Source organism: Erythrobacter sp. SDW2, from assembly GCF_021431965.1.
In the GTDB taxonomy this organism is placed as follows: Bacteria; Pseudomonadota; Alphaproteobacteria; order Sphingomonadales; family Sphingomonadaceae; genus Parerythrobacter.
The window spans coordinates 2726065-2737941 of record NZ_CP090370.1 but is presented as its reverse complement, the minus strand read 5'-3'; the positions used below and the strand labels follow the sequence as shown (position 1 = coordinate 2737941).

General features: G+C 65.3%; 12 protein-coding genes. 5 read left to right on the top strand and 7 right to left on the bottom strand.

Annotated elements, in window-relative coordinates:
• Position 1 precedes the first annotated feature (1 nt).
• A complete protein-coding gene (locus tag LY632_RS13380; protein WP_370636579.1) occupies positions 2 to 874 on the top strand; it encodes a DMT family transporter in 873 nt (290 codons plus the stop codon).
• Here LY632_RS13380 and LY632_RS13375 read toward each other — a convergent pair whose 3' ends face one another.
• The 5 genes from LY632_RS13375 to LY632_RS13355 form a co-directional block, all read right to left on the bottom strand.
• Complete coding sequence (locus LY632_RS13375; protein ID WP_234091620.1) at positions 875 to 2188, bottom strand: DUF2254 domain-containing protein; 1314 nt, start codon at positions 2186 to 2188, stop codon at positions 875 to 877. It abuts the gene before it with no gap.
• Positions 2189 to 2222: 34 nt separating this feature from the next.
• Entirely contained in the window at positions 2223 to 3209 is a 987-nt protein-coding gene (gene nadA / locus LY632_RS13370) for a quinolinate synthase NadA (RefSeq protein ID WP_234091619.1), read from the bottom strand.
• Between the two features lie 91 nt (positions 3210 to 3300).
• Positions 3301 to 4074 (bottom strand): hypothetical protein, encoded by a 774-nt coding sequence (locus tag LY632_RS13365; protein WP_234091618.1) that lies wholly within the window; start codon positions 4072 to 4074, stop codon positions 3301 to 3303.
• Between the two features lie 92 nt (positions 4075 to 4166).
• A complete protein-coding gene (locus LY632_RS13360) occupies positions 4167 to 4874 on the bottom strand; it encodes a DUF4230 domain-containing protein (RefSeq protein WP_234091617.1) in 708 nt (235 codons plus the stop codon).
• Positions 4859 to 5731, bottom strand: a complete 873-nt coding sequence (locus tag LY632_RS13355) for an MBL fold metallo-hydrolase (RefSeq protein WP_234091616.1) — start codon at positions 5729 to 5731, stop codon at positions 4859 to 4861. Before LY632_RS13355 ends, LY632_RS13360 begins: the two co-directional genes overlap by 16 nt.
• A gap of 68 nt (positions 5732 to 5799) precedes the next feature.
• Here LY632_RS13355 and glpK point away from each other — a divergent pair, with 68 nt between their 5' ends.
• Complete coding sequence (glpK, locus tag LY632_RS13350) at positions 5800 to 7269, top strand: glycerol kinase GlpK (protein WP_234091615.1); 1470 nt, start codon at positions 5800 to 5802, stop codon at positions 7267 to 7269.
• On the opposite strand, the gene LY632_RS13345 is transcribed toward glpK, so the two are convergent.
• Both LY632_RS13345 and LY632_RS13340 read right to left on the bottom strand, forming a co-directional pair.
• Positions 7256 to 7714, bottom strand: a complete 459-nt coding sequence (locus LY632_RS13345) for a DUF1465 family protein (protein WP_234091614.1) — start codon at positions 7712 to 7714, stop codon at positions 7256 to 7258. The two genes, glpK and LY632_RS13345, sit on opposite strands and share 14 nt — an antisense overlap.
• Positions 7715 to 7854: 140 nt before the next feature.
• A complete protein-coding gene (locus LY632_RS13340) occupies positions 7855 to 8052 on the bottom strand; it encodes a YdcH family protein (protein ID WP_234091613.1) in 198 nt (65 codons plus the stop codon).
• 181 nt (positions 8053 to 8233) lie between these two features.
• On the opposite strand from LY632_RS13340, the gene LY632_RS13335 reads away from it, so the two are divergent.
• From LY632_RS13335 to LY632_RS13325, 3 genes are all read left to right on the top strand, one after another.
• The gene (locus LY632_RS13335) at positions 8234 to 8389 is read left to right on the top strand and encodes a YdcH family protein (protein ID WP_234091612.1); all 156 of its coding nucleotides are present in this window, start codon (positions 8234 to 8236) and stop codon (positions 8387 to 8389) included.
• Positions 8390 to 8446: 57 nt separating this feature from the next.
• Complete coding sequence (ptsP, locus tag LY632_RS13330) at positions 8447 to 10714, top strand: phosphoenolpyruvate--protein phosphotransferase (protein WP_234091611.1); 2268 nt, start codon at positions 8447 to 8449, stop codon at positions 10712 to 10714.
• A gap of 131 nt (positions 10715 to 10845) precedes the next feature.
• A complete protein-coding gene (locus tag LY632_RS13325) occupies positions 10846 to 11703 on the top strand; it encodes a helix-turn-helix domain-containing protein (protein WP_234091610.1) in 858 nt (285 codons plus the stop codon).
• The last annotated feature ends 174 nt before the right edge of the window (positions 11704 to 11877 follow it).

Below are 11877 nucleotides of genomic sequence, written 5' to 3'. Positions count from 1 at the left end.
CATGGCGCTGCTGGCAGGCAATGTCGCCCTGGCATTGGGGCCATGGGCCGTGCGGCTGGCGGACACGGGGCCGGTAAGTGCAGCGTTCTGGCGGCTATTCCTGGCGTTGCCGTTCCTGGCGCTGCTGGCACGGGCGACCGGACAGCGGCTGGGCGGCATCCCGGCCAAGACACTCACCATGATCGCCATCGGCAGCACCGCTTTCGCGCTCGACCTCGCTGCCTGGCATTACGGCATCGGGCTGACGCGGCTCGGCAATGCCACGCTGTTCGGTAATGCCGGGAGCATCGTGCTGCTGTTCTGGGGGTTCGTTATCAGCCGGACCCTGCCCAAGGGGCTGGAATGGCTCGCCATCGTCTTTGCGCTGGGAGGCTCGGCCATCCTGCTGGGCGAGAGTCTGGAGATCAGCACCGCAACATTGGTAGGCGATCTCTTCTGTCTTGCGGCGGGTCTGAGTTACGCGGTCTACCTCCTCACCCTGCAGGATGCGCGCAAGCAGATTGGAGCTTGGAGCCTGCTGGTGTGGGTCAGCCTCTTCGCCTGCCCCGTGCTGCTGGTGCTGGCACTGGCCATGGGCGAACCGGTCCTTCCTGGCGCGGCGGGTTGGGGTCCGCTGGTCGCGCTCGCGCTGTTCAGCCAATTGGTGGGGCAAGGCCTGCTGGTTTTCGCCTTGCGCCATTTCAGCCCGTTGGTGATCGGCCTTGCGCTGCTGACCCAGCCGGCGGTGGCGGCGCTCTATGGCTATGGCGTTTTCGGCGAAGTGCTGGGCGTGTGGGACATCATCGGCATGCTTATGCTCGGCTGTGCGCTGGTGGTGGCGCGGAGCGAGAAGCCCAAAACCGGGCCCGGCATTGCACCCGGCCTATCCGCCTGATCAGGCAAAGCGCGCGTCGAATGCCTTGAGCTTCTCGCGCAAGGCTTCGCGGTCCGGGCCTGCCAGCGCAATCAGGGCCTGTTCGCCCAGTCGCATGCCTTCGTCGTGCAGCAATGCGCGCCGACCGGGATTCCCGACAGCTTGCGCCGCATTGGCAAGCGTGTCGAGCATGACCTCGGCGGCGATCGGGCTGGTCGCCACCGCACTCCGGATCGAGCCGAAGCCGCGACTGAGATAATGCGCGAAATCATCGGGCAGCGGGATGACGGGACACCTATCCGGATCATCCTCGTCATCGATCTGCTTGCGAAGGTCGCGCCGGCCGATTTCTGCGGTTGCCGCACCGAGCCAGTGCAGCGCGGTGATGGCGGTGAAGGGATCGTTGATCCCGGGGCTGAGCGCGCGCAGGCCGATTTCGACCAGTTCGTCGATCAGGAACTGCGGATCCTGCTCCGGCGTGCGCGACGGGCCGAGCGTGAAGCAATCGCGCAAATCCTGCTCGCACGCCTCCGGCAAGTCGCCGGTCACCTCCAGCAGCGGCAAGTCGCGATGGATGAAATCGCCGGTGCGAACCTTGAGCGAGACGGTGCAGTCATGCTCGCGGGCGAGGGCCGTCAATCCTTCGAGGTCGATCAGCTGCACATAGCCCGTGCCCGTCGCGCAAAGCGGTTCGCCGGACTCCTGCGGGCGCGCGTCGACGATGGACTCTTCGACCGGGTAGGTCTCCCTGATGATGCGCAGCAGGCGTCCAGCGATCTCCTTGAGCACGGTGTTGATGCGGATCGAGGACGGGACGTGGTTGAGGAAGTAAACCAGCACCGCGACGCACAGCGCCATCAGGGCATAGGCGACCAGCAGCGAAAGCTGCGGTACAAATCCGGGCAGGGCATCGGCCGCGGCCCCAGCGGCAGCAGTCTCGTCCTCGGCCCGAACGCTGCGCAGCACGATCAGGGCATAGACGAAGCTGGCAATGAAGGTCGCCAGGCTCAGCTGGTTGCCGCGGTCCTCCATGAAATTGGTCAGCAGCCGCGGGCCATAGGTGCCGCTGGCATAGGTCACCGCCACCAGCGTGATCGAGAACACCGTGGAGGCGACCCCGATCATGCTGCCCGCCATGACGTTCAGCATATTGGTCGCGCCCTGGGGCCGGGCCGGGATGATCCAGCCCTCGCGGTTGAGCGCTTCCGCCCAGCCGCTGCGGTCGAGCCAGATCATGGCGAAGGCCAACAGCGCGGCCAGTACCGAAAACAGCGCCGGGTAGAACCAGTAATTGGCGTTGAGCCGGGCCCAGAGGAAGCGGATTTGCGCGGTCATGGTCGGAGAACGCACATCAGCGCGTGGGGTGCCCTCACACTTTCCCCAGATCGCCCTTGCCGATCGTCCCGCTGGCCATCGCCAACATGGCATCGAGGCTGCGCTTGGCCTTGACCCGCAGCTCCTCCTCGATTTCGATCCGCGGTTCGAGGTCGCGCAGCGCAACGTAGAGCTTCTCCAGCGTGTTCAATGCCATGTAGGGGCAGATGTTGCAGCTGCAGTTGCCGTCCGCACCCGGCGCGCCGATGAAGTTCTTTTCCGGCAGCGCCTTTTCCATCTGGTGGATGATGTGCGGCTCGGTCGCGACGATCAGCGTGTCGCCGGGGAAAGTCTTGGCGAACTGCAGGATGCCCGACGTGCTGCCGACATAGTCGGCGTGGTCGATGATCGAGGGGGGGCATTCGGGGTGCGCAGCGATCGGCGCACCAGGATACTGTTCCTTGAGTTTCATCAGCTCGGTTTCGCTGAAAGCCTCGTGGACGATGCACACCCCCGGCCACAGCAGCATCTCGCGGTTGAACTTGCGGCTGAGGTAGCCGCCCAGGTGCCGGTCCGGCCCGAAGATGATCTTCTGCTCGGGCGGGATCTGTTGAAGGATCATCTCCGCGCTGGAGCTGGTGACGATGATGTCGCTGAGCGCCTTCACCTCGGTCGAGCAGTTGATGTAGGTCAGCGCGATGTGATCGGGATGCGCCTCGCGGAACTTGCGGAATTTCTCCGGCGGGCAGCTGTCCTCGAGACTGCACCCGGCGTCCATGTCGGGCAGGACGACGATCTTTTCGGGGCTGAGGATCTTGGCAGTGTCGGCCATGAACTTCACACCGCAGAAAGCGATGACGTCGGCATCGGTTTCCGCCGCCATCTGGCTCAGCTGGAGCGAATCGCCGACGTAATCGGCCAGGTCCTGGATATCGGGCGTCTGGTAGTAATGCGCCAGGATCACCGCATTGCGCTCCTTGCGCAGGCGGTCGATTTCGGCGAGCAGTTCGTCACCGACGGGGGGCTTGATCGGGGCAGTCATGGTCCGTCCTTTGCGAAGGCGCTGTTTGCGCCCTCTATAAAGCGAACGAACCAGGATGCGAGCGCGTTCCGGGCAATGCCGGTTGCGCGCCTCACATCGTGAAGCCGGGCGGGAGAAACGCCTCCATCGGCCGCTCGCCGCCGGGTGTTCCCGCCGTCAGCCATTCGGTGAAGGCATAGCCGAGCGGCGAATAGGCCAGCAGCATGGACAGCACGAAGAGCCCGACGTTGATGCCCATGCCCCACCAATAGGCGGGATGGACCCGCCCGTCCCGGCGCAGATCGTAAACCATGCCGATCAGCGGAAAGACGAAGGTCAGGCAGATCAGTATGGTCCAGGCGTTGGGCATGAACAGCGGCGTCGGCAGCAATCGCCCAAGGCCGGGCCCGGTCAGGATGCTCATCGCCACCAGCATCAGCCTTCGGTGCCAGCCGCTGTACCGCTGCGCCCGTAGCGCCCACAGCGCCAGGCCGCCGAAGGTCAGCAGGGCAATGAGATTGCTGACGAAGAACTCGTTCATCGCAAAGAAGAATGGCCCGCCGGTGCTCCGCGCCACGATGACGATGATCATCACCCCGGCAGCGACCATCAACGGGACCCACAGATAGGCCACCTGGCCCAGCCGCCGGTGCAAGGCGATGTTGCCTGTCGCAATCGTCACATGCTGGGCGAGGTAGAGCCCGATCCAGCCGAGAAAGATCAGACCATGGGCATGCAGGAACCAGGGAGCATCGAAGCTCGAGCGACCCATCGCCAGGTTGAGCGAGAAGCCGGCGATGATCGTCACCGACATCACGAAAGCCATGATGGCAAAGAAGCGCGTGCCTTCGACTGTGGTGCCGCGCACAGGGGCAGTGGTCGCCATGGAGTCCCTCCCTCCGGTGAAACGTGCGACCGCCTTTGCTTTGCTGTCGGGGAGATACTGCGGTGTGGCCGCTCAGGTCAACAATGTCCTGCCTACTTCGAGGACTCTCCATCGAAGCGGACCACCACATTCACATCGCCATAGCCGGCCACCTGTAGCGGGATGGAAAGGTTCTGCGTCACCGCCTGCCGGGCGGCATCGCGGGCGAGCCTTACCAGTGCGGGGTTGGCGGCAGACTTGCGCGCTTCGCGTTCGGCTAGCAGGGTGTTGTCGCGGGTGAGCTTGTCCTGCGCCTCGCGCGTGATCCAGATACCTTCGCGCAGGTACTGGGCGCGCGCCTCGTCGAGATTGGGCTGGCCGATCTGGATCGGGGGCAGCTGTACGGTGAGGGTTTCCTCGGCCTCGTTCCACGCGAGGCGCGAGCGATCGACCTTCGACAGGTCGAGCGTGTAGCTGACCCGTGTCGGGATTACCGCCACCTGCCGGGTCTTGATGGTGCCGAAGAAGCGGCTGTCATTGCTCGCCACAACCGGCGCGAACTCGGCACTGAACACGGTGAGGGCGTTCTGCTCTTCGAAGGCAACGAGGCTGGTGGCGACCGGATCGCCCAATTCGTCAGGCCCGAAGGCCTTCCATGCCAACCACGCCACGGCTGCCAGCAACAGGATGACAAGCAGCCAGGGTAGCGCCTGCGTCCGTGCGAGCGAGCGCGCATTGTCGGTTTTTGCCGGAGGCGAAGCGGGGGGATCGGCAGGGGCCACGCTCGCCGTCTGGTCCTCGAGTGTCAGATCGTCTGCCATGTCTCTCCCGAACGAGCGACCAGCCCTCTTCGTTCCAGATCGATCAGATGGGCATGGACGCTCATCTGTGCGGCCTTGTCGAGCCGGGGGTCGAGCCCCTTGTACATCAGCGGGACGAAGTCGGGCAGCGCCAGCGGCCCATCGCCCAGATGCCGGAGGATCTGGTTTTCGCGCTGGCGGCGGTGCCCGATCATGCCGCGCACCAGCTGGCGCGGCCTGGTGATCGGCTCGCCATGGGCGGAGTAATAGACCCTGTCCTCACGCTGGTAGAGCCGGTCGAGGCTCTTCATGTAATCGCCCATGTCGCCATCGGGCGGGATAACGACACTGGTGGACCAGCCCATCACATGGTCGCCGGTGAACAGGGCTCCTGTTTCCTCCAACGCAAAGCACAGGTGATTGGACGTATGGCCCGGCGTATGGACGGCGCGCAGCGTCCAGCCGCGTCCGGTCATGGCTTCGCCATCTTCCAGCACACGGTCGGGCGCGTAGGTTGGGTCAAAGGCCTCGTCGGCGCGCGGCAGGTCGGTTTCCAGCACCAGCGGGGCGCAGCCGACCACCGGGGCGCCGGTCAGCTCGCTGAGCGGCGCGGCGGCGGGGGAGTGGTCGCGGTGGGTATGGGTGCACATGATGGCGACGACCCTGTCATCGCCGGTCGCGGCCAGGATCGCGTCGATATGCGCCGCATCGTTGGGGCCGGGATCGATCACCGCCACTTCGCCTTCGGTCCCGACGATGTAGGTCTGCGTCCCGGTGAAGGTATAGGGCGAGGGATTGGGCGCGAGGATGCGGCCGACCAGCGGCTCGGGCCGCTCGACCAGGCCCACCGGCCAGGGTTTGGGAGGAGGCGTTGCCATGCCCTTGCATATGGGACGCAAGCTGGCACATGTCACCCTGCAAGAAATTCTGCACGGGAGAGAGCAGCTTGTCCGACCTTATCCTCGTCCTCGACGAAGGGACCACTTCCACGCGTGCCATGCTGTTCGGGCTCGACGGAACCATGCATGGCGTGGCGCAAAAGGAATTGACCCAGCATTATCCGCAGCCCGGCTGGGTCGAGCATGACGCGGGCGAGATCTGGGAGCGGACGCTCGCATGCGCGCGCGAGGCGGTGGACAAGGTCGGGGCCGAGCGGATCGCGTGCATCGGCATCACCAACCAGCGCGAAACCGTGGTGGCGTGGGACGAGCAGACGCTCGAACCGCTCAGCCGCGCAATCGTGTGGCAGGACCGGCGGACGGCTGATTTCTGTGCCGTGCTGAAGGCACAAGGCCATGAACCGGACGTCCAGGCCAAGACCGGCCTGCTGCTCGATCCCTATTTCTCCGGCACCAAGATGCGCTGGCTGCTCGATCATGACGAGCGCGTGCGGCAAGCGGCAGCCAAGGGCACGCTGGCGCTGGGCACGGTCGAAAGCTGGCTGGTGGCCAATCTGTCCGGCGGCCAGGCGCATATCACCGACGCGAGCAATGCCAGCCGGACGCAGCTGCTGGCTCTCGACGGCGCGCAGTTCGACGATGGTCTTTGCGAATTGCTCGGCGTGCCGCGCGATGCCTTGCCCAAGGTGGTCGATACGCACGGCCCGCTGGCCGAGGCCAGCGCCGAATGGTTCGGGCGCGTCATCCCCATCACCGGCATGGTCGGCGACCAGCAATCGGCGACGCTGGGGCAGGGGTGCCTCTCGTTCGGCGATACCAAGGCGACTTACGGCACGGGGGCCTTTGTGCTGGCCAACAAGGGGGACGAACTGCCACATTCCGATAACCGGATGCTGGGCACGGTGCTGTGCCAGCAGGCGGGGCAGCGGACCTATGCCATCGAGGGCTCGGTTTTCGTCGCGGGTAGCCTGGTGCAATGGTTGCGCGACCAGCTTGGCCTCATCAGCAGCGCGGCCGAGACCGAGGCGCTGGCCCGCTCGATCTCGCACTCGGGCGAGGTAGTGATCGTTCCCGCTCTGTCAGGGCTGGGGGCGCCCCATTGGCGGGCGGAGGCACGCGGAGTGATGACGGGACTCAGCTTCTCCAGCGGCAAGGCGCAGATTGCCCGCGCCGCGCTGGAGGCGATGGCGCACCAGACGCATGACCTGGCCGAGGCCTTCGCGGCCGACGGTGCGGCATGGAAATGCCTGCGGATCGACGGCGGGATGAGCGCCAACGACTGGATGGCGCAAGACCTGGCCGACATGCTCGGCCTCACGGTCGAACGCCCCGATTTCGTCGAAACCACCGCGTTGGGAGCGGCGATGAGCGCGGCGGTCGGAGCCGGACTCTACCGCTCGCTGGAGGAGGCGTCGGCGGCGATGCGGGGCTCGGTGCGGACCTTCGAGCCGGCGATGGACGACAGCGTGCGGCAGGAACGCCTCGCCCGCTGGCGCAAAGCGCTTACAGCCGCCTGAGCGCGCTTTCGAGCCGGGCGCGGATATCGTCGAGCCCTTCGGGCCGTCCGCGTGGCCCTTCGCGCCACGCCTTGTCGAGCCGCGCCACGCGGGCGTGCATCAGCTGGGTTTCGAGGATCAGCAACTGGGTCGGCAGTTCGAGCAGCTCGAGCTGCGATGGTTCCGACGGGCGATCGGGCGGCAGCCGACCGTGCTGGGTCAGCTGGTATTCGGTCATCTCGCCGCGGAAATAGGCCCGCTGGTTGAGCAGCCAGGCCAGCACATGCATCACGCGGGTGGTGGTCTTGAGACCTTCGGTCGACAGGGCGATCCGCACGAGGTCGGCCTTGCCCGCATCGCGCGGGGTGGTGAGGTCGAACGCCGCACGCACGTCATCGGCCAGGATCAGAGCTTCGCAATATAGCTCTTCCACAATCGTCGCGGTCAGGTCGGTCGGGTCTCCCATGCATAACGCCGCTACGCGACCGCATGCTGACGGGAAAGCTTGGTAACGACGATGTCCGTCGGGTAATTGAGACCTGTCCCGATGGGGAACAGTTTTGGTCCGTCGGACGCAACGAAGCCCTCAATCGGGCAGCCGGACGATCAGGCGATGATGTCCGGAATCAGCTGGTCTTCGATCACGGCGATCTGGTCGCGCAGGGCGAGCTTGCGCTTCTTGAGCCGCGCGATCTGGAGCTGGTCGGTGCTGCCTGCCTCGGTCAAGGCGCTGATCGCCGCGTCGAGATCGCGGTGCTCGACACGCAGGTGTTCCAGCCGTTTGCGCAGTTCCGCTTCGGTCACGCTGTGAGAGATCCCTTGTCGAAGATGGCGACGACGTTTCGTCGCGCAAAGCGGTTTACCAATCGCATAGGGCGAAACAAGGTCTTCGCAATCTTTGTATGATGTGATTGTATGCATCACAGCGGTTCGTCCGCTCATGGCGAGTCGCTTCCTGGTCGCACAACCTGAGAAGGAGAGCCCTATGGCTTCGTCACATGTCACCGCCCTTCAGTCCAAGCACGCCGGTCTCGAGGCCCGCCTGCACGAGGAAATGACCCGGCCGGCCCCCGACATGGCGATTGTCCAGCAACTCAAGAAGCTCAAGCTGAGGGTCAAGGAAGAAATCGCTGCCGGATAGCGCCGGCGGCACTCTCGCCAATTCCAAATGGGCGAGTGATGCGCTAGGCGGAGCGGCATGACCGCCGCTGCCGCCGCCCGCCAGATCCTCACCAGCCTGCATGACATCATGGCGTCGCGCCTGCACCCGCAGGGCAAGCTCGATGCGGTGGTCGAGATTATCGGCGAGGCGCTCGATAGCGAGGTCTGCTCGATCTACCTCCTGCGCGAGGGGATGCTGGAGCTGTTCGCCACGCGCGGCCTGAACAAGGAAGCGGTCCACGTCACCCGTATGGCGCTGGGCGAAGGGCTGACCGGCACGCTCGTTGCCAACAACGAGACGCTCAACCTGGCCGAAGCGCGGGCGCATCCCGATTTCCAGTACCGGCCGGAAACCGGCGAGGACAAGTTCCACAGCTTTGCCGGGGTGCCGATCGTCTACCGGGAACGCGCGGTCGGGGCGCTCAACGTCCAGCATGTCGAACAGCGGCGCTACGAAGACGTCGAGATCGAAGCGCTGCAGACCACCGCCATGGTGCTCAGCGAACTGATCGGCAATGCCGGCCTGATCGATGAAGAATCGGTCGGCGCGACCGAAGCCCAGACCGGCCAGGTGCAGGTTGAAGGCTTGACCCTCGTTGGCGGGATCGCCGCTGGCTACGCCGTGTTCCACCAGCCCCGTGTCACCATTGACCAGGTCGTGGCCGAAGACATCGAGATGGAGCGCCAGCGGGTCTATCGCGCCTTCGACAAGATGCGCGACCAGATCGAGGGCCTCTCGCAGCAGGCGGAGTTCGGCAAGGGCGGCGAGCACGAGGAGGTGCTCGAGACTTACAAGATGTTCGCCTATGACGAGGGCTGGTCGCGCCGCATCAACGAAGCGATCGACAGCGGGTTGACGGCGGAAGCGGCGATCGAGCGCGTCCAGCAGCGCACCCGCATGCGCATGCGCGAGATCGACGATCCGCTGCTGGCGGACCGGATGCACGATCTCGAAGACCTCGCCAACCGGCTGCTGCGGATCGTGTCCGGGCAACTGGGCACCGCGGCCTCGCAGGGACTGCGGCGCGATACGATCCTGATCGCCAAGAACCTCGGCCCGGCCGAATTGCTGGAGTACGACAAGCGGCGCCTCAAAGGCGTGCTGCTGGAAGAAGGCTCGCTCACTTCGCATGTGGTGATCGTGGCGCGCGCCATGGGCGTGCCGGTGTTGGGGCGCGTCCGCGGCCTGCGCGGAATCGTGCGCGAAGGCGACGAGATCCTGCTCGACAGCGACAAGGCGACCGCGACGATCCGTCCGACACAGCAGCTGTCCGATGCCTTCGACGCGCGTTTCGCCAAGTCGAAGGAGCGCCAGGCCGCCTATGCCGAGTTGCGCGATGTCGAGCCGTTCACCCGCTGCGGCAAGCGCATCCAGGTGCTGATGAACGCCGGGCTGCGCGACGATATGGCCAATCTGCCGCTGGTCGGGGCCGACGGGATCGGGCTGTTCCGCACCGAATTCCAGTTCCTTGTCTCCGCCACCCTGCCGCAGCGTGATCGCCAGACGCGGCTCTATCGCGATGTGCTGGAGGCCGCCGGCGACAAGGAAGTGGTGTTCCGCACGGTCGATATCGGCGGCGACAAGGCGGTGCCTTACCTCGCCAGTGCGGAAGCCGAGAATGACGAGAACCCGGCGATGGGCTGGCGCGCCCTGCGCCTTGCCCTGGAACGCGAAGGCCTGCTCAAGGCCCAGGCGCGCGCGCTGCTCGAAGCGTCCGCCGGCAAGACCTTGCGCGTGATGTTTCCGATGGTCAGCGAGCCGTGGGAATTCGATGCCGCCAAGGCGGTGTTCGACGAGCAAATCAAATGGCTGCGCGGGCAGAAGAAGCAGTTGCCCGACGAAATCCGCTACGGCGCGATGCTGGAAGTCCCTGCGCTGGCCGAAGTGCTCGACCTGCTGATCCCCAAGGTCTCGTTCCTGTCGATCGGGACCAACGACCTGACCCAGTTCCTGTTCGCTGCCGATCGTGCCAACCCCAAGCTGGCGGCGCGCTACGACTGGCTCAGCCCGGCGATCCTGCGCTTCCTCAAGCGCGTGTCACAGACCTGCGTCGGCCAGCCGGTGACGCTGGGTGTGTGCGGCGAGATGGGTGGGCGCAAGCTGGAGGCGTTGGCCCTGTTGGGCCTTGGTATCCACCGCCTGTCGATTACGCCGGTCTCGGTCGGGCCGATCAAGGAACTGGTGCGCCAGGTCGACCTCAAGCAGGTCGAACAGGTAATGACCGGTTTCCTTGCTTCGCCACCGCCCTCCATCCGGCAAGCACTGGCCGCTTGGGCAAGCGAGCACGGGATCGATATCGAGTAGGCTGGTAACCATTGGACGCCGCGGAAACGCTGCGTTTCCGCCAAATCCACGCTTGACAGCGGTGGCTTACCGCTGGGATGGTACGCAAACAAAACAAGCCAGCTTTAAGCGAAGGTCGCAACAGAACCGCCATGAGTGACGAGGAATCCCCTGCCGTCGAACCAAACGCCTATGCCAGCGCGGGCGATCAGCTGCGCGCCGCGCGCGAGGCGCAGGACCTTACCCTCGAACACATAGCCAGCAAGACCCGGATTCCGCTGCGCCATCTCGAAGCGATCGAGGCGGGCGACTTCGGCAGCCTGCCGGCGCGCACCTATGCGGTCGGCTTCGCGCGCAGCTATGCCAAGGCGGTCGGGCTGGACCAGCATGCGGTTGTCGACCAGGTCCGGGCCGATATGGGCGTCGAGGGTCCGGGAGAGCGCTATGCCAGTGGCGAAGCGCTCGAACCGGGCGATCCGGCACGAGTGCCTTCGCGCGGGCTGGTGTTCTTCTCGATCGCTTCGATTTTGCTGCTGCTGGCGGGCGGGTTCATGTTCTACCGCACTTTCTTCGCCCCCGGCTCCGGCCCCGGGTCGATCCTCCCGACCGAGCAGGCTGCGCGCGAGGAAGCGACCCAGCAGGCGGCAAACGAAGCGGCGGCATCGACCGGGCCGGCGATCGATCCCCAGGGCGAAGTGGTCTTCACCGCGCTCGAAGACGAGGTATGGGTCAAGTTCTACGACGACAGCGGCAACCGGCTGATGGAAAAGCAGATGTCCAAGGGCGAACGCTATACCGTGCCGGCCGATGCCGAGAACCCGCAGATCGTGACCGGGCGACCCTATGCACTGGGCATCACCATCGATGGCAAGCCGGTCGCCAAGCTCAGCGAGGAAGCGGTCACGGTTGCCGATATCCCGGTCAGCGCCGAGGCGTTGCTGGCGCGCAATGAGGCTCCTGCGAAGGCTCAGACCCCTGCGGCAACGCCCGCTGCCGGCACGCAGGGCTGACACTTGGGCTGTCTTCGGGGCTAACCTTCGGGCTAACCTCATGGCTGATGGCCAACGCATTTCCCCGATTTTTCGGATTACCGCCCTCGACAGGAGCGGGCGCACACGGCACTTTCCGGGGCAAATGTTCAGCGAAGGTTCGGTGTCTTGCGTGCAAGCGACACGTCACCGCGA

Coding starts and splice junctions, on each gene's coding strand:
- LY632_RS13380 (WP_370636579.1), top strand. CDS start 2: ATGGCGCTGCTGGCAGGCAATGTCGCCCTGGCATTGGGGCCATGGGCC.
- LY632_RS13375 (WP_234091620.1), bottom strand. CDS start 2,188: ATGACCGCGCAAATCCGCTTCCTCTGGGCCCGGCTCAACGCCAATTAC.
- nadA (WP_234091619.1), bottom strand. CDS start 3,209: ATGACTGCCCCGATCAAGCCCCCCGTCGGTGACGAACTGCTCGCCGAA.
- LY632_RS13365 (WP_234091618.1), bottom strand. CDS start 4,074: ATGGCGACCACTGCCCCTGTGCGCGGCACCACAGTCGAAGGCACGCGC.
- LY632_RS13360 (WP_234091617.1), bottom strand. CDS start 4,874: ATGGCAGACGATCTGACACTCGAGGACCAGACGGCGAGCGTGGCCCCT.
- LY632_RS13355 (WP_234091616.1), bottom strand. CDS start 5,731: ATGGCAACGCCTCCTCCCAAACCCTGGCCGGTGGGCCTGGTCGAGCGG.
- LY632_RS13345 (WP_234091614.1), bottom strand. CDS start 7,714: ATGGGAGACCCGACCGACCTGACCGCGACGATTGTGGAAGAGCTATAT.
- LY632_RS13335 (WP_234091612.1), top strand. CDS start 8,234: ATGGCTTCGTCACATGTCACCGCCCTTCAGTCCAAGCACGCCGGTCTC.
- ptsP (WP_234091611.1), top strand. CDS start 8,447: ATGACCGCCGCTGCCGCCGCCCGCCAGATCCTCACCAGCCTGCATGAC.
- LY632_RS13325 (WP_234091610.1), top strand. CDS start 10,846: ATGAGTGACGAGGAATCCCCTGCCGTCGAACCAAACGCCTATGCCAGC.